Source organism: Mycobacterium sp. 20KCMC460 (assembly GCF_022179425.1).
Lineage (GTDB): Bacteria > Actinomycetota > Actinomycetes > Mycobacteriales > Mycobacteriaceae > Mycobacterium > Mycobacterium kiyosense.
Map to the genome: position 1 here is coordinate 56,994 of NZ_AP025525.1, position 16,700 is coordinate 73,693.

Here is a 16,700-nt window from a genome sequence, read left to right on the forward strand (position 1 = left end):
GGTGAGGGCTAGGTTGGCGGGGTGTCGCGGTATCGGTTGCTTCCGACTGCCGGGCAGGCGGTGGTGTTGACCGAGCATTGTCGCCATGCCCGCTATGTGTGGAACTTGGCGGTCGAGCAGCAGCTGCATTGGCGGCCGGGTCGTCGCCCCCCGGGCTATAACGAGCAGTGCGCTCGATTGACCGCCGCGCGTGCCGAATACAGCTGGTTGGCGGCGGGCTCGCAGACCGTGCAGCAGCAGGCCTTGCGAGATTTCGCGCAGGCGATGCGCAACTTCTTCGCCGGCACGCATCGCCGCCCGCGGTGGCGCAAAGCCGATGTGCACGAAGGTTTTCGCCAAGTCGGCGTGAAGGCCCAGCATGTCGAGCGGCTCAACCGCCGGTTTGCGCGGGTGTGGGTGCCCAAGGTCGGCTGGGTCCGATTCCGGCTGTCGCGGCCGGTCCCCCACGGTGTGAAGTCCTACCGAATCACCCGTGATAGGGCCGGCCGCTGGCACGTCGCGTTCGCCCACATCCCCGACCCCGTCCGCGGGCCGGGTGATGGCTCGGTGGTGGGTATCGACCGCGGTGTCACGGTCTCGGCCGCCTTGTCGACCGGGGAACTGCTGCACGCCCCCGGATTGAGCCGCGGTGAGACCAGGCGGTTGAAAGTGCTCCAACGGCGGCTGGCCCGCGCCCGGCGTGGCTCCAACCGGCGAGCCCGTACCAAGCGCGCGATCGCCACCCTCAAGGCCCGCGACAGCAACCGACGCAAAGACTGGCTCGAAAAGACCACCACCGACATCGCACACCGCTTCGACACGATCCGTCTCGAAGCCCTTGATGTGCGGGCGCTGACCTGCTCGGCGCGCGGAACCATCGAGAAACCCGGGCAACGGGTCGCCCAAAAACGCGGCCTCAATCGCGGTATCAGCCGCAGCGGCTGGGGCCGGTTGGCCGCGCGTCTGCAGCACAAAGCCTCTGGTCGGGTCGAACTGGTCCCGGCCGCGTACACGTCGCAACGCTGCTCGGCGTGCGGGCACCTCGCTCCGAAAACCGTAAGAGCCAAGCGGTTTTCGCCTGCGAAGCCTGCGATGCGGGCCCGTGCAACGCCGATGTGAACGCCGCACGTAACATCGCCGCCGGACGGGCGGTGACAGCACGGGAAGACCTCGGCATTGGCCGGTCGACGAACCGTGAACCTCAACTCAGCTCTCCTGCCGCCTAGGTAGTGGGATCGGGTTGGAATCCACTGGCTTTCAGCCAGAGGAGGACGTCAAGGTGTTTGTTACTACCAGCAACTTGTTGCGGACCGCACGACATCACTTGCGCGCGCACCGATGAAGCGGGAAGCACCTCACGGACGAAACTTCCTTAACTCAGCCAAGATCCGGATCGCTTCGTCGCGCTCATCCTCCCGTAGCCAAGCTAGCATCCAGATCAACGCCTCTTCAGTTTCACGAGACGCGGCGCTGAACTCTTCGTCCATCCGAGCGCGGGCGGCTTCGGGCATAGTGTCGCGGTGCTCGAGGAACGCCTGACGCATCTTGATCAGGCGCTGAGCAAGGGCCAAGCGGTCCCCCGCGGCCGTAGCGGTATCCCTGTCCGCAGGCGCAGCCGGCACGCCCGTCTCCTGGATGCGAGGGGCGCCACCTTTCAGGATTGCCTCGACACTGCCGGGCAGCCACGCAAGGCCTCGCTCTAATGCACGCTGTGTGCTGGCGTGTGGTTGGGATAACCGGTTGTTTTCGACCCCGCGAACGGTTGACTCCGACAGCCCTCCCCGCTCGGCGACCTCAGATTGGGTCAGCTTGAGCTGCTTGCGGCGAAGCCGCACCGCAACGCCGAGCCGATCTGAGGTCATAACTCGCTATCTTGCCCGACGAACCGTCAAATCCACCTGTCTTAGCCGTCAAGACCGTCAAATTCGTGGCTGATTTTCTGACGGGCACTGCCGGGCGCACCTCGACCACTGAAACAGCACATGACATGCGGCAACAGTGCGCACGGCGTCCGCCTGCCGTCTCTCCGTCGATGCGCCGCCACCCCCGGTTCTGACGGTTATAACCGTCAGAACCGTCAAAACCGTCAGAAATTCTGTTAGATTACGGGTAATTCACGGGCGATCGAGCCGCTGAAGAACCGACGACCTACAGAAAGGACGCCTCCCATGACCACCGCCCTGACCCCTTCGGCCGATAACCCCCCCGCCGGCGCCAGACCCTTCGCGTCCTTCCAGATGCGCGCCGACGTGCGTCTCTTCCAGACCAGCCAACATCTGGCCTGCCAAGAAGACCCCGAGTTGTTCTTCAACCCCCGCACCAAGCACCGCGCCATCAAGCGCTGCAACGACTGCCCTTTTCGGGGCCGCTGCGGCTACAACGCCGTGGCCACCGGCGCCACCCATGGAATCTGGGGCGGAGTAATCCTGCCCGGCGCCCAGCCCAAGGCCCTCAAACCCGTCTACGCACGGCTCGCCGCCCAGTTCGAACAACGCCGGCGCACCGAGCTCGGCGATATCCGAGTCGCGCCGCTACCAGAGCTCATTGACGACGAGGAAACCGACGCCGACGACGATCCCCTGGTCTTTCAGGCCGGCGCTGTCGCGTGAAATTGGTTGCGCCGTGGGTGTCGAACGAACCAGGAGGGGTGTGGAAAGCATGTTGACCGAGGCATTCAAAGGCGGTGATTGGCAGCCGCATACGGCCCAAGCTGCTGGCCTGACGCACACATGGGTAGAAGGGTGGTACGCAGGCGGGGTCGAGGCGATCGTTGCCGAGGTTCGCGGTGAGGCGTGGGAATGTCTGATGATCGAGAGCACGTCCAACGGCCCGATCACGCAGACCGCGCGCGCTAAGGTTTTCGCCCTCGGGGCAGCTGTTGTTGGCCCCCGCGATTCGCGTGCGATACACGCGGCCCTCGCCACCGTGGAGCAACGACTGCAACGCAGTCTCGGCCTGCCGTGCTCTGATTTCCGACCGCTGCTCCTGCTGGTCGGCGACGGCGACCACATCCAGAACGGTGTCCTCCAAAAAGCTGCGTTCCTCGGACGTGGGGCGAACGTGCACCTTGCGATCCATCACATCGCCCGGGCGCGAACCCCAAGACACTTCGACGACAACATCGGCGGTTGGTATCACGGCTCGGGTCAAAGTTGCGCAACCAATCTGGTGCCACAGCACACCTAGACCACGGAGGTTCCCATGAGCTCGGCGGTTGCAGAGCATCCCGTCATCGCCAGCGTCGACGACAACGGCACGGAACGCATCACGGTCTTCGATGACGATACGTCGGTGATCTGCGGGGCATTTCGGCCCGCCGGCCACCTTTACTGGCGGCTGTATCTGACCGCGACGGTCGCCAGCGCCGGCTGTCCGGCCCCCCAGATCCCACCCCCGCATGTACTGGCAGCGCGCCGCGAGGACGCGTGTCGGTGGGTCGAACTCATCGCCCACCTTTACACCCATCCCGCTGCCGTGGGCAGCTAAGCCGGAGGCCGGTGACCGGGCCCTTATCCCCAACACCCGCAAGGACTTTCATGATGACCATCCACGAAGCGTTCACCTCGATTCACGAGGCGGGCCTGCTTGACCACCTCAGCCGCGAACCGCGCCGGCCAGCCGGCCCTGCGGAGCCAGCATCGGCCGCCAACAACGTCACGCACCACCGCCACGGCGCGAGCACGGGCGCTTTCACCGGCCTGATTCCGAGCTGTCTACGACCGCGAGTCCAAGCTGCCGAACACCATTCACCCAACCCAGGGCCGTCGCACACCTGAATAAGGGCGACTCCCATTCTCCCAGCCTGTGATTCACACATGTGCACAAACATCAGGGATCACCCGACGCAGAGAGGACACCAAATGACCACGGCCACACAGGATTTGGTACCACAAACTCCCGCATCGCCGGCCGCCGGCGATCACCCTGGCTCGCAGCACGCCCGGCCGCAGCATCGCACACCGACTCGCTGGGCTGACATGATGGACGAACTGACCACGTTCATCGCCGAGCATGGCCACGCCCGCATACCCGAGGACTACCGAACTGAAAACGGTCGCTTCCCGGGCCGCTGGCTCAATGAGCAGCGAAAAGCCCACCGCGCCAACATACTTGATGATCAGCGGGCAGCGCAGCTTGCCGCCTTGCTCGGCCCGCGCTGGGCTACACCCCGCGAGGCTTATTGGGATGCCATGTTCGCCGCGCTGACCCAGTTCGTCGCTCAGCATGGTCATGCGCGCGTCCCGCAAAACCATGTCTCTGGCGACGGCACCCCGCTCGGAACATGGGTGGGCAACCAACGTTCCCGCCACCAACAAAGCACCCTTGACCCCGCACGCGCGGCACGTCTGGAAGCGTTGCCGGGCTGGGTATGGCGCGACAGCCGCGCAGACCGCTGGGAACGCGGCTTTGCCGCGCTGACCCAGTTCGTCGCCCAACATGGCCACGCCCGCGTCCCCGGCTCCCACATCACCGATGACGGTCACCGTCTCGGCGCATGGGTAACAGACCAGCGGCGAGACCAGCGCAAAAACCGCCTCGACCCCGCACGCGCCGCACGTCTACAAACGTTGCCGGGCTGGGACTGGAGCGGGAACGCGGGCCACGAGGAGTGGCTGGAGCAGCGCTGGGAACGCGGCTTCACCGCGCTCACCCAGTACGTTGCCGAACACGGCCACGCCAACGTGGCTCGACTTCACATCACCACCGACCACTTTCGCCTCGGTGAATGGGTGGATAACCAGCGTGCTTCCCATCAGGACAACCGGCTCAACCCCGCTCGCGCCGCGCGGCTAGCAGCGTTGCCGGGCTGGGTATGGCGAGAAAGCCGCGAGGACCTGTGGGAACGGCTCTTCGCCACGTTAGGGGCGTATGTGGCCGAGCACGGTCACGCCCGCTTCCCCAACGACTACATTCACCTGCGACGGGATCAAACTTGGTCAGTGGGCGCGTGACCAGCGCCGCAAGTATCGCCAAGGCCGCGTCAGTGCCGAGCGTGTCGCACGGCTAGAAGCCTTGCCGGGCTGGGCCTGGAGCGACAGGCTCGATGAGCAGTGGGAACGCGGCTTCACCGCGCTCACCCAGTTCGTCGACGAGCACGGTCACGCCAACGTTGCGTCACGGCATACCTGCAGCGACAGCTTCCACCTCGGTGGCTGGGTGTCCGCCCAACGCCGCAAGCACCACCGCGGCGAGCTCGAGGACGGCCGGGCCGCACGACTGGAAGCCTTACCAGGCTGGGTATGGCGCCGGCGCGACCGCACCCCAGGCGTTTACTGCGGGTGGGACGGCAGGTTCGCCGCATTGACCCAGTTCGTCGACGAGCACGGCCACGCTCGCGTCCCGTCAGCACACATCACCGGTGACGGCATTCGCCTAGGCCAATGGGTCAACGCACAGCGCCACACCCATCGGCAAGGCGCGCTGGACGCTGACCGTGCGGCACGGCTGGAAGCCCTGCCGGGTTGGGTATGGGGCGCCAGCGGCGAGCAGCGCTGGGAACGCGGCTTCACCGCCCTGACCCAGTTCGTCGACGAGCACGGTCACACCCGTGTCCCTCATGGCCACATCAGCGCCGACAGGTTCCGGCTGGGTCAATGGGTCAACACGCAGCGCTACACCTACCGGCAAGGCGCGCTGGACCCGCGCCGAACCGCACGCCTGCAAGCGCTGGCCGGTTGGGTATGGAACAGCGACGCCCCCGGCCGACAGGTCAATGCGGCGTGAGCGTGCGTTCGACGGCGCGGACCCGGTGGGGTCTCAATCCCCCACCCCCGCACCCGAATTCTCGCTGATTCATTGCTGATCGGGAATTCCCGATACTCCCTGCTCCAGACCTTATTGACAAACCGTCGATCCTTCGGCGTGTCACGGTTGCTGCAACCGAACCCCCTGGCAAGGTGATCTTCTATGGCTCCTCCAAGCAAAGGTGATCGCGGCGCGCACATGGTGAAAAACCATCCAGCCGTTACGCAACGTCTCATCGCCATGGCAGAAGAGGCGGGTTCGTCGTCGATGTCTCAGTACATCGCTGACGTTCTGGCTCTCTATGTCGGCCTACCTGAGCATGTTCGCGAGTTCAATCAGCTGCCGATCGCGGCGACCCGGAAGTTGGACGGCCTGCGGGGTGACTCGCGGGACAACAGGATCATGACGCGGCCGCATCGCGAGGTTTCTGAACGGCTTGCTCGACAGGCCGCCCAGTCCGGTTCGCATCGCGGCCAAGTGGCCCCCTATATCGCGGACGTCCTCGCGGTCCACGTCGGGTTGCCTGAGTATGCCCGAACCCCCACCTGTGTTGAGGAGGGTTTGCCGCTGGCGATGTGAAATCTCCCGCCCGGCCCCCCTTTCGTCGTGGCTGACGCTTGCCGGGCAGATGTGACATCTCAATAGGCGGTGCGGCTCTACCCGCTGATATGACGAAGGCCCCGCGTTAACGGGGCCTCTGTCTAGAGGGTTCAAACCGAGTTGGCAGCTCGGTTCCGGGTCCGCACCCGTTGCCCCTGAAAGGGACGTAGCTTGGACAGCTCGTCTCACGGTAGCGCATACCTTGCCGCGGTTCCAGATCCGCCGCGCGAACGGTGTGTAAACCGTGACATTTCTCGCGGCCGAGATCCTGGTCGGCCGTTTGCTACGCGGCCCCGCACGTATCGCGGTTGTAGCGCTGTTCGCCCGCGGCGCGGTGTCGTGCGCACAACCCCGGTAGCCCAGGTGCTGCAGATCCGCCGCGGCCACCGACTGCACGGTGGTGATCCCCCGCCGGCGAGCGTGTTCGTCAACCTCGAGCTCGCCGAGGACACCTACGCAGGCGTGCCGTGCTGGTCCGGTGGTGGCGCCTATTGGGCGCACGTCACCGTGGCCGCGGCCTACGACCTGCGCTACACCGAGATCCGGTCGCAGATGACCTCAGGGGGCATCGCCAAACGCACCCTGGTCGCGATCGCGGCCGCCTTCGCCCGCACTGCCGACGCCGACACCGGCCGCAACGCCCGGCCAACCAACGACCAATTGCAGCGCGCTACCGGGTTTACCGAGCGCACCGTCCAGCGGGCCCGCGAATGCCTGCGCCTTTTGGGCGTGGCCACCGAGGTCCTGCGCGGTCGCCAACGCACCTACATCGAACGCATGGCGTCCTGGCGAATGGGCGATCGCCACCGCGGCTGGGCGTCGGTATGGGCGCTGCACGACGATGCCCAGGTCAACCGGGTTATCCACACCGTGTCACCCCACCTGGAACGGTCCCCAGTAACCACCCACACCTCACCTTCAAAAGGACTGGTTACTACCCACGGGCGCCACAAGGGCGCCCGGCACGGCGTCGCTTCGCGCCGCCCAGCTCCAAACCCCGGAGGGCGGCAGTTGGCGGCGGCCTGGCGAGCCGATTCGCACGCCCCACCGTGGGCACGCCGCTTCACCCCGACCAGCTGGGCGGCCATGCTGGCCGCGCCGGCGGCCGCCGGCTGGACCCCGCGTGACCTCAACCAGCTCGTCACCGACTGGCTCGGCGTCGGCCGGCGCATCCCCGACAGCCCCGCACGTCCGATCGGATTGCTGGGGGCGATCCTGGCCTGGCACGGTGCGGACAACCTGGCCGATCGCCCGGCCGCTCTCGACGAGGCCCGCGAAGCTCAAGCCCGCGCCGCCGAAGAACGGCGCCGCGCCCAGAGTGCGGCCGAGCACCGCGCACATCTGGCCGGCCGGGCCGCGGGCCAGGCCGCGCAGTCCGGTCCCGGCCGCGCTGACGTGTTCGCCGCCCTGGCGGCCGCGCGACAGCGCAGCGCGCAGCGTCGAACCGCTGAGGCTGCCGCCGAACAGGCACGCATCGAAGCGCTCATCGACCGCGCCCGGCGCGCCGGCACTCCCACCCCGGACGCGACTCGGCGCGGCCTGTGGCGCTAACCCGCGGTGACGCGCCCCGTACCTCCCATCGTCGCGGCCCGATCTCCGTGAGCGGGAGCAGTGAACACCGCGCAAGACATGCGGTGAGATAGTCGTCGAGATATTTGATGCGATAGCGCGCCGGGTGGTGGGTTACCAGTCGTCGCGCAGTGCCTTGAGCTCGTGCCAGGATGATTCCGGGCCCCAGTACCGGTCGATGATCGCATTACTGGCCTCGAATAAACGATCGAAGCTTTCGCGTAGCACGTCGGTGATCAGATCTTCCAGCCCGGTGTGGGTGTAATCGGCCAGTGCGGTCGGTTTGATGAAAAGGTCGCTCAAATACCCGTCGGAGTCGAACGCCGCTATCACCACGTCGCTGATCGGGTCGCGTTCGCGCATGTTGTGGGCGGCAGCGTTGAGTTCGGCCAGCAACGCTCGCGTGACGCGAAGCCCCTGGTCGACGTCGGCGATTCTTTCCTGAGGGGTGCTCAATGCTTCTTCCGATCATCGGGTCTGGCGCGGCCTTCTCGACGGTTTTTGACCGGCTCGCTGTTGGGCGGCGCCACCACTTTCAGCTTGCGCTCCTGGTAGAGCTGCTTGTTGTCCGGGCCCGATCCCTCACCGCCGCCGCGCATGGGCGGCATCATCGGGCCCATGGCGCCCACCGCCGGGGCCGGTGCTTCGGCTGCCGCCGGCGCCGAGGGTGCCGACGCCGGCGCGGCCGCGGCCGGTGCGGCGACTTCGGGGGGTGCGGCCATGGGGCTCTCCCCGCCCGCGGGCTCGGTATCACCCCCACCCCCGCCGGCGCCCAGATCATCGGGGGGTGACAGATCGCCGGCCGAGGGAGGCTCCGGTGACTGGGGGGATTGGTCGCCGCCGTGCTGCGGTTCACCGCCGCCGGGATGCTGGCCCAAACCGCTCATCGCCGGCCCGGCCGCCTGTTCTAAGCCCTGTAGTGCCTTTTGGCCCGCGCCGGTCAGGCCGCCCAAAACCCCACCTAGGCCGCCTACGACGCCGCCCATGATTCCCGGGATGACTTCCGAAGGTAGCGAGCTGGCCGTCGCCGGTAGGGCATCGGTCAGTGGGTCCGCGGGGGCCGCCGGGTCAGGGGCGCCGGGCGGCCATGTCGGCCCCGGTGTCAGGTCCTCTCCTAGACCAGGACCTCCCTGCACCGGGTCCACCGGTGCGCTCTTGGGTGAATGCTGCGGTTGTCGTGGTCCCACCGGGCCGTCACCGGCTCCGGTCGGCGGGGTAACCGGCGCAACATCTGGGCTTGGGCCCGGCGGCGGCTTGGGTACGTCGGGCTGTCGTGGCGCCGCTTCGGAGAACGTGTACGTGGTGAACCCGGCCGTCGAGGCCGAGTAGAGCTTGCTGACCTTCACTTGCGCGTTGACCACAGCCACCCGGTGGGCGCCGCCGGCGCGGGCATTGGACTGCAACGCGGCTTTGAGCTCCCGCTCGGCGTCCAGCACGTGGCGATACGGCGGGACATCAGTGACGACTTTGGAGAAGTTCTGAATGTGGGCCTTGGCCTGCTCAGCCAGGCCGTCGACATAGTGGGCATGGCCCTCATACCAGGTCTGAAGTGCCCGCATCTTGGTCGTGGCTGCATCGGCGGATTTTGCTTGCCATCCATCACCGGCCGTGCTGATCGCGGTGCCCAGTTGATCGGCAGCCTCACGCAGTTGTTTGGCTTCGCCGCGCAGGCTGGTTTCCATGGCCTGCCAGGTCTGCTTGCCCGTGCCGGCCCGGCCGGTCTCAATCAACCTGGCGATGTCACGCGGGCTGGTGGGGACTTCACCCGCGGGCAGACCGCCACCTGCCCCGCCTGACACGAGATCCGCGGGCACCACATGCGCGGCCGGTAGGGACCGCGTACCCGACACCGCCCGCACAGCCCCACCCGATCCCGGGCTGCCCAACGTCCCTGCGGACTGCACTTCCTGCTCGTCGTAAGCGCCGGCGCTGGCATCGAGTTTCACCCCGAACTGGCGCGCCATCGTGTTGGCCATCGTGGTGTATTTGCGAGCCAAGCCCACCTGTGCGGTGAAACGGGTGCTCGCGCCCACCGACACCATGTCCGAGGCGCTTGGCTGCACCTGACCTGAACCGGGCGTTGCGGTCCCGCCCGCCGCGTCGGCCTGACGGCCCGCCGAGCGGACAACGTCGGTGTCAACCCGTACTGAATCCGCCACCGCGCAAGCCCTATGGTTAGGTTTGCAGGGTTTGCTGGTTGTCGGCTTCGGTCTGCTGGTAGGAGGCCAGGCTGGACCGAATATGGCCAGCCACACCCTCGCAGTATTGTCCCAGCGCCTGGCCGGCCTCAGCACGTGCCTGCAGCGTCTCGTTCAACGCCTGAAGCACTTCCCATCCGATGTCGCCGAAGCGTTGTCCCACGCTTTGCGCTGTGCCAGGGTCGACGCTGAGGCGCTCACGCACCCGCGGACCCTCTTGATCCCACCATTGCGCGTGCTGATCCCACTCGTCGAAATCCAGCGTCGCACTGTTGCCGGCCACCGCATACCTCCCATTGAACTGGCTGTTTGCTAAGCCTAACAACGACTTAGCGGGCTACGCATCGGTCGGCGCTGGCTAAAAATCGATCGTGTGCCGGTATTCGTCGACGTCGGTCAAACTGGGCCACCCCGGGGTCGTCGGCAGCGCTGTGCCGTATTCCTCGATGACACGCTGGCGCTGTTCGGCGCGGGCCCGCATCAACGCCAACCGGTGCAGACGCATAATCCGATCCGCCAGTATCTCTGCGGTCCACGACCGGGTGACCTCGGGTTCGAGCTGGACCTGCAGCCCCTCCCCTTGCCAGTCGACCGCGACCATCAAGGCGCCATCGGCCGACCACTCCGCGACAGTGGGAATGGCACCTTCCTCTGGCAGCTGTTCGTCGGTCACCGCGACTCCCGCATCAAGGCCCCACATTTAGGTACCGCTGGTATTCGTTGTCGTCGGCTGGCCTGCCGGAGCAGGGCTGCCCGGCGCAGGCGGCACAGCGGGAGTACCCGCCAGCCCAGGTGGGTCGATCCAGCCCGAAAAATCACCTGTAGGCAGGGCACTTTGTGGTTGTAGCTGCCCATCCAGCCAGATTTTGCCATTACCCATGTACATCACAGGGTCACGACTCTTAAATTGCGCGATTTCACCGGGCACCAAATGACTCGGGTCGGCCGGAGCGGTCACCGGTGTACCTGGCGGCGGTAGCTCCACATGAGCCTGCTTCCAGGCATCAGTGACGGTCTGACCGTTGAGGACCCCACGCACCGCCGCGGCGTGTTGGGCCGTTGTTGCCGTCACCGGAGAACCGTCCGGCATCTGCACCACCTGGCTTGGGTCACCACCCGCACTGGCCGGGACCGCGGCCGGCGGCGCAGGCTGGGTGCTCGGCGCAGGCTGCGTCGTCCCCGCGGGCTGAGTCTGCCCGTTCTTGCTGCCGGTGTCGTCCTTACCGGCCCCCCCGTCATTGTTTTTCCCGCCATCACCGTCACCCTTGCCGTGCGGGCCGTCTTCGAAATCGTCGGACTTGCCGTGATCGTGGGCGTCGGTGTCCTTAAATCCGTCTCCACCGCCCTGACCGGCAAGCCCACTCAGGCCGCCCAGGGCGTCCATCGGCAGTGAGCCTGCCGCCCCACCCAAGGCGCCCGGAATCGAACCCAGACCCGCCATCGCAGGACCCAACATCGACAGCGGATCACCCATGCCCGCACCGCCCAAGCCCGCCAACGGGTCGGTCAATCCCCCACCGCCTGTAGTGCTTCCGCCCCCACCGGCGCCCCCGCCATCACCACCACCGCTGCCGCCATCACCACCGCCACCGCCGCTATCAGTGGTGTCACCGCCCGTGTCACCGTTGCCGCCATCACCGCCGCCGCCGTTCGCCCCTCCGGCGCCCTTTTTCTTCGGATGATCCCCACCCGCGGTACCGCGGTACTCATCACCCAGGGCGGCCAGCAACTCAGCCTGTTTTTTGCTATCGACCTTCGAGCTGTCCAGAACCTGTTGAATCTCGGCCAGCTGACCATCCAAGAATTGGTTGAACAACGCCATAGCGTGCGGATCATTGGCCATCTGTGGGTTCGCCGCCAGCGCGCGGCGCGCTGTCTCAATGTTGCCCACGATCCCACTGATTTTCGACCGGGCCGCATCATTGGCGGCGAAGATCTGTTTCAGCAGGTCAGACAGCTTGTCATCCGTCTGATTCACCGCCCCGCTCGCCTGCTGGTAGGTCGTTCCGGCCTGATCGACGCCCTGCTGTAAACCACTGGGCCCGTTGGGAACTTGCGGCGCCGGCCCCCACGGCGGGCCTGCGTTGGGCAGCGGACCCGGCCCCCACTGCTCGGGAGGCCCATCATCGCCGCCGTCCCCGCCCTCATCATCCCCGTCGAATATGCCCGTCAGGTCATCCAACAGGTCATCGAAGACGTCAAATAAGCCCATCGCGGCCAAATCCCCTCTAAGTGCAGGTCGTTGGGCAAAACGCTACCGCCGCCTGCCGGCACTATGCGACGGTCGCGCCCCACCGATTTGGATCGATTCCCCGCGCAACCCCGACCGGTCAGCAAGCGCGTGAGATATTCCATGAGATAACGCAGCAGATAGCGCACGACATAGCGGCATCCAGCGTGCGAACGCGGAATTTCCCCGTTTGAGGTGCGGACTTACACCTCGCCAGTCGCCATGCCCAGCGCCGCACCGGCAGCGTCGCGAATCTTTCCCACCGTGTCGTGGTGCAACCCGACCTCCGGCTTCGCCCCGATCGCGCGCAGTGAGAGCGCCGGCCGAGACTCATACAAGTACCGCAGCACCTGCACCATCTTGTCGGTAGGCACACTCGGGCAATACCCCTCTTCGTGCAGCTTGGCCGCCGCTGCCTCCCACCGGTCCATTCGCTGCGCGGCCAGCTCCAGCGCCCGGTCACGCACCTGCGAGCGCGCATCCGGCGGTGGCACCGGATCAAACCGCCACAAGATCCCCAGAATGTGCGTGGTCGCCAATAGCGCCACCGGCGGCACGCACGCCAACCCTGCTGACCCCCACCGCATCCACGACACCAGATGCCCGGTAGATAGCCACGCGTGCAAGCCATTACCGCCGACACTCACCAACGCCCCAACACCTAACACTGTCCACAGAAAAACCCGGTTCCAGAACTGCGCGCGATACGGCGCCAGCGACACGATTACCAGGGTCGCGAGAATGATCACACCGTCAACAAGCAGCGGCGACAACCACGACGGCCAGCCCGGCCACGCCGTCATCGCGGCGAGACTTCGCAGCGAATTGAACGACAACACGAAGCTGATGGTCGCGATAAACACCGTGAGCCACACGGATGCGGTGCGGCTTCGGATCACGAGGCGCAAAGTCCGCTCGGCGTCGTCATGCGCCTCTTCACCCCTCCGGGAGGCAGGCATAGGCGACCGCGACTCCGTATGGAGCTCACCACTGCCGGTTGGTTGCCGCGGTTCGATCGGACTACCGACCGTGCTCGTCTCGCGGTCACTGTCGCCCGGGATCACTGCGCCATTGCGGCGGGCCTCAATGGTCGTCACCTCGGTATATCCCCCTCCGCGCCGTTAAGCTGGTAGATCATCAAGAAACGCTCCACAGGCAAAACCTACCGGCCCCAAAGCCCTTACGCGCTACTCGCGGCGATGCAATTCGGGCATTCGCTGCGCACCGCGAAGTATGGCGCAAGACAATCCGCGAGATATCCCGTGCGGCCTTAGCTGACATATCGCGTGCGATAGTGGGTGAGATAGCGGGCGTACTATCGGGCGTGGTACCGCGAGAGGGAGCGCGCACGACAGGGCGCGAGGTAGCATGGCACATAACGCGAGTATCAATGCACGCGATCATGCGCGGCTTATTGCAGGCAACAGCACACGCATTACGCCACGGGATAGACCACGGCAGATGGTGCGGCCCATCGCACGCGTTACCTCACGCATCCTGACACGCCGCAACGTGTGCAGTAGCGCGCGCACCGAGCTACGCGCTATGCTTCGCGTAGCTGCACGCGGGGGGAGTTGGACGTAGCGGGCGGAGGGCCTCCCGTTCGGGCCCCGCCTCTCGGGCCCGGCCCCCCCGAGGTAAGGGCCCCCCTGTGAAGGAGAGAAGGTTTCCCTTGTCTAATCCATCAACCCTTGAGGCAGCCCGACGCCTCGCTGTCAGTGACCCGGACCCGCAACTGCTCACGACCTTGCAAGACCTCATAGTGGCGGTCGCAGCGCACAAAGGGGAGTGGGTAAAACCGAAATCGCCAAAGAGTTGGCCTGGCTGCTCGCCGGCATCCTCATCGACTTCGACTGGGACCGCGGCGGCGCCTCCCGTGCTTGGGGATACCGCTACGAAACCCGCACCAATGCGCCGCTGCTTGATGCGATGGAAAACAGCCGAACACCCCGCCCGCTCACCGGAGGCCCTTTCCGCGCTGATCTGGTCCCATCTCACCCCGACTGGGGCAATAACCAGCCCCCGCAAGACCACGTCACGACCCAGCTTGAGAAATGGTCCGCCGAATGGCGCCGACCCCTCGTCATCGATACCCACCCTGGTGGGGGAGACGACGCCAACCCCAGCGCCTCCGGAGCCATCGCTGCCGCCAACGTCATCGTTGTACCGATCGTCCTGGAAACCCGGCCTCTGGAAGCCCTCGAAGGCATGGCTGACGAACTTCGCGCCTTCCCGCTGCTCATCATCCCCAACATGGTCGACGCAGCTCCGCGCAAGATGGTCGACTGGCTACAACGCATCAGCGAGACCTACAACGTCCCCGTAGGCCCATCAATCGGCAAATACGGCTGGCTCAGCCGCCGATCCCTACGTATGGCCGTCGCAGCGCGCACTCCCGTGCCCGCCAAGAATCGCCAATTCGTCGACGAGATCACCGACGTCGCCCGGGCGGTAATCACCTACGCCCAGAAAGCCCAAGGCTGACCATGAGCGACAACCTCGGCGGTATCCATCAACTCCACGAGCGTCGCGCTCGCCGCACCCGCCAAGCCCCCCAGCCGCGCCACCCCAAGCTCGGGGCGGCTGAAGCGCTCGATCAACCACTCACCGCCGAGGACGGCCGTAGCGACAGCACCACCACTGCGGCGGCGCCGACTCCGCCTGCACCAACGCCCTCACCGCCCCCAGCCGAGCCGCAAGCCACAGCGCCAGCAGAATCCCAGCCGGCGGCCGAATCACACGACCGCGCCACGGCAGAAAACGACGCCATCGAAGATGTCTCGCACGACAAGGCTGACAGTGACCCCGGCGCGATGCCAACACTGGACATCGATCCTGACGACCCCACCGCCCACATCGTTTCGCCGACTGTCCTGAGCATCCCCGCCTCGATCGTCAAACGGTTCGAACGCGCCCGCGCCCACGCCCCCAGTCACACAGCCCTCGTGCTCGATGCGCTCCGCGCACATGCCCAGGAACTTCCAACGCTCATCCTCAACCGCCGACCCGGCCCAAAACCCGGCGACCTCTTCCCCTTCCGTGAAGCCCCGGGCCGCACGTCCCAGGACACACCCCTACCGGTACGCATCCGCCCGACCAAAGGCGAACTCGCAGTCATGAAGACCCTTACCGACTGGGCCAGCGCTCGCATCGCCAAACAGCGCCCCGGAACACGCGAAACCAACAGATCTGAAATGGTCGCTGCTGCCTTGGACGTCTTTCTTCCGCCCCTCAAGAAGACCTCGCCCTGAGGCACACCAACCCCAAAAGCCGTACGATAATGCCGTACAATAACGGTACTGGGTATCGGTACGGTTAGAAGGGCCGAGGTCATGGCTATCAGTGCAAGTGAGGCCCGGCAGCGCCTCTTTCCGCTGCTTGAACAAGTCAACACCGACCACGAGCCTGTGCGGATCACGTCCAAGGCCGGAGATGCAGTGCTCATGTCGGCCGCTGACTACGATTCGTGGCAAGAAACGGTCTACCTCCTGCGTTCCCCCGAGAATGCCCGCCGACTCATGGAGGCCGTCGCCCGAGACAACGCCACCCGGCCCACCCCCGGCAGCTACACCAAGTCGATCGACGAACTCGAGGAGATGGCCGGCGGCCAGGAGTGAGAAGCATCAACTTCGATCCCGCCGCGTGGGAGGACTTTCTATTTTGGCTGGCTTCCGACCGCAAAACAGCACGGCGCATCACCAGACTCATCGCAGAAATCCAGCGCAACCCGTTTGCTGGGATTGGAAAACCAGAACCGCTCAAGGGTGAACTATCCGGGTACTGGTCACGGCGCATCGACGACGAACACCGGATCGTCTACCGCGCAGACGATAACGAAATCAAGATCCTCAAAGCCCGATACCACTACTGACCAGCTTGAACCCGACTGATCTAGGTGTCCACGCGTACCAAGATCTCGTACTCTCGGGCGGGCGGTGAAATCGCAAGTATGTGAGGCGATGCCGGCCGTCCACGATCGCCTGGCCAGCGATGCGCAGCGGGGTTGCCAGCCAGGCACGCGAGAGACCGACGTCGCCGCAGTGAGGCCGCGCCCAGTCGTCCCACTCAGAATCGAAGGCCAGCGGCTCATTGAGCAGGGGCGCTGATCGGGACAGGTCGGTGGCGGCCTCCACGTCATCGAGCAGGCCTGAGCTCCACGACGTCTGAGTGAGCGCGTACAGGACGATCCGTCGATACTCAGGATCTTCGGTCAGGTAGGCGCGTTTATGGGCCGTGGCGCTGAAATGGCGGTCGTCGCCGAGGTAGGCACGCAGCTGGCGCTCGAGCTGCTTGTACGGATGGTTCGGGCCTGCGTTCTTGCCCAGGCCCGAAGGCCAGGGCAACGAGCCCAGGCGGCGGATCACGAATCGGTGGACCAT

Annotated in this window: 19 protein-coding genes and 2 pseudogenes; 12 read left to right on the forward strand and 9 right to left on the reverse strand. The window is 65.8% G+C overall.

Going from position 1 to position 16,700, the window contains the following annotated elements:
- Positions 1-21 precede the first annotated feature (21 nt).
- Positions 22-1,205: pseudogene (locus tag MKCMC460_RS29305) on the forward strand (RNA-guided endonuclease InsQ/TnpB family protein).
- 129 nt (positions 1,206-1,334) lie between these two features.
- Here MKCMC460_RS29305 and MKCMC460_RS29310 read toward each other — a convergent pair.
- Positions 1,335-1,841: a helix-turn-helix domain-containing protein gene (locus MKCMC460_RS29310; protein ID WP_015388889.1), complete on the reverse strand. Its 507-nt coding sequence runs from the start codon at positions 1,839-1,841 to the stop codon at positions 1,335-1,337.
- A gap of 306 nt (positions 1,842-2,147) precedes the next feature.
- On the opposite strand from MKCMC460_RS29310, the gene MKCMC460_RS29315 reads away from it, so the two are divergent.
- From MKCMC460_RS29315 to MKCMC460_RS29345, 7 genes are all read left to right on the forward strand, one after another.
- Positions 2,148-2,588, forward strand: a complete 441-nt coding sequence (locus MKCMC460_RS29315) for a WhiB family transcriptional regulator (RefSeq protein ID WP_015388890.1) — start codon at positions 2,148-2,150, stop codon at positions 2,586-2,588.
- A gap of 49 nt (positions 2,589-2,637) precedes the next feature.
- Complete coding sequence (locus MKCMC460_RS29320) at positions 2,638-3,165, forward strand: hypothetical protein (protein ID WP_139803242.1); 528 nt, start codon at positions 2,638-2,640, stop codon at positions 3,163-3,165.
- Positions 3,166-3,180: 15 nt separating this feature from the next.
- Positions 3,181-3,465 carry a hypothetical protein gene (locus MKCMC460_RS29325; RefSeq protein WP_015388892.1) on the forward strand — a complete coding sequence of 95 codons (285 nt, stop codon included), beginning with the start codon at positions 3,181-3,183 and terminating at the stop codon, positions 3,463-3,465.
- A gap of 374 nt (positions 3,466-3,839) precedes the next feature.
- Complete coding sequence (locus MKCMC460_RS29330; protein ID WP_238306178.1) at positions 3,840-4,931, forward strand: helicase associated domain-containing protein; 1,092 nt, start codon at positions 3,840-3,842, stop codon at positions 4,929-4,931.
- Positions 4,932-4,992: 61 nt separating this feature from the next.
- Complete coding sequence (locus tag MKCMC460_RS29335; protein ID WP_015388896.1) at positions 4,993-5,703, forward strand: helicase associated domain-containing protein; 711 nt, start codon at positions 4,993-4,995, stop codon at positions 5,701-5,703.
- Positions 5,704-5,886: 183 nt separating this feature from the next.
- Entirely contained in the window at positions 5,887-6,303 is a 417-nt protein-coding gene (locus tag MKCMC460_RS29340) for a hypothetical protein (RefSeq protein WP_007172373.1), read from the forward strand.
- Between the two features lie 360 nt (positions 6,304-6,663).
- The gene (locus tag MKCMC460_RS29345) at positions 6,664-7,875 is read left to right on the forward strand and encodes a helix-turn-helix domain-containing protein (protein ID WP_309297913.1); all 1,212 of its coding nucleotides are present in this window, start codon (positions 6,664-6,666) and stop codon (positions 7,873-7,875) included.
- 132 nt (positions 7,876-8,007) lie between these two features.
- Here MKCMC460_RS29345 and MKCMC460_RS29350 read toward each other — a convergent pair whose 3' ends face one another.
- The 7 genes and pseudogenes from MKCMC460_RS29350 to MKCMC460_RS29380 form a co-directional block, all read right to left on the reverse strand.
- Positions 8,008-8,349, reverse strand: coding sequence for a hypothetical protein (locus MKCMC460_RS29350; RefSeq protein WP_015388899.1), 342 nt, complete (start codon positions 8,347-8,349; stop codon positions 8,008-8,010).
- Positions 8,346-10,052 carry a PPE domain-containing protein gene (locus tag MKCMC460_RS31590; RefSeq protein WP_176213608.1) on the reverse strand — a complete coding sequence of 569 codons (1,707 nt, stop codon included), beginning with the start codon at positions 10,050-10,052 and terminating at the stop codon, positions 8,346-8,348. The genes MKCMC460_RS29350 and MKCMC460_RS31590 overlap by 4 nt, the downstream gene beginning before the upstream one ends.
- Before the next feature lie 16 nt (positions 10,053-10,068).
- Positions 10,069-10,374 carry a type VII secretion target gene (locus tag MKCMC460_RS29360; RefSeq protein WP_015388901.1) on the reverse strand — a complete coding sequence of 102 codons (306 nt, stop codon included), beginning with the start codon at positions 10,372-10,374 and terminating at the stop codon, positions 10,069-10,071.
- A 75-nt stretch (positions 10,375-10,449) separates the two neighbouring features.
- Positions 10,450-10,764, reverse strand: a complete 315-nt coding sequence (locus MKCMC460_RS29365; protein WP_041321561.1) for a hypothetical protein — start codon at positions 10,762-10,764, stop codon at positions 10,450-10,452.
- Positions 10,765-10,791: 27 nt separating this feature from the next.
- Positions 10,792-11,601, reverse strand: a complete 810-nt coding sequence (locus MKCMC460_RS29370; RefSeq protein WP_238306179.1) for a hypothetical protein — start codon at positions 11,599-11,601, stop codon at positions 10,792-10,794.
- A 249-nt stretch (positions 11,602-11,850) separates the two neighbouring features.
- A pseudogene (locus MKCMC460_RS31955) lies at positions 11,851-12,303 on the reverse strand (hypothetical protein); the annotation flags it as partial.
- Positions 12,304-12,524: 221 nt separating this feature from the next.
- Positions 12,525-13,220: a DUF2637 domain-containing protein gene (locus MKCMC460_RS29380; protein ID WP_238306180.1), complete on the reverse strand. Its 696-nt coding sequence runs from the start codon at positions 13,218-13,220 to the stop codon at positions 12,525-12,527.
- Positions 13,221-14,109: 889 nt separating this feature from the next.
- On the opposite strand from MKCMC460_RS29380, the gene MKCMC460_RS29385 reads away from it, so the two are divergent.
- The 4 genes from MKCMC460_RS29385 to MKCMC460_RS29400 all read left to right on the forward strand — a co-directional run bounded on the left by MKCMC460_RS29385 (position 14,110) and on the right by MKCMC460_RS29400 (position 16,192).
- Positions 14,110-14,805 (forward strand): ParA family protein, encoded by a 696-nt coding sequence (locus tag MKCMC460_RS29385; protein ID WP_041321564.1) that lies wholly within the window; start codon positions 14,110-14,112, stop codon positions 14,803-14,805.
- A gap of 2 nt (positions 14,806-14,807) precedes the next feature.
- The gene (locus MKCMC460_RS29390; RefSeq protein WP_015388905.1) at positions 14,808-15,572 is read left to right on the forward strand and encodes a hypothetical protein; all 765 of its coding nucleotides are present in this window, start codon (positions 14,808-14,810) and stop codon (positions 15,570-15,572) included.
- A gap of 81 nt (positions 15,573-15,653) precedes the next feature.
- Positions 15,654-15,938 (forward strand): type II toxin-antitoxin system Phd/YefM family antitoxin, encoded by a 285-nt coding sequence (locus MKCMC460_RS29395; protein WP_007172404.1) that lies wholly within the window; start codon positions 15,654-15,656, stop codon positions 15,936-15,938.
- On the forward strand, positions 15,935-16,192 hold the full coding sequence (locus MKCMC460_RS29400) for a Txe/YoeB family addiction module toxin (protein ID WP_015388906.1): 258 nt from the start codon (positions 15,935-15,937) through the stop codon (positions 16,190-16,192). Before MKCMC460_RS29395 ends, MKCMC460_RS29400 begins: the two co-directional genes overlap by 4 nt.
- On the opposite strand, the gene MKCMC460_RS29405 is transcribed toward MKCMC460_RS29400, so the two are convergent.
- A complete protein-coding gene (locus MKCMC460_RS29405) occupies positions 16,170-16,700 on the reverse strand; it encodes a hypothetical protein (protein WP_015388907.1) in 531 nt (176 codons plus the stop codon). The genes MKCMC460_RS29400 and MKCMC460_RS29405 overlap by 23 nt on opposite strands.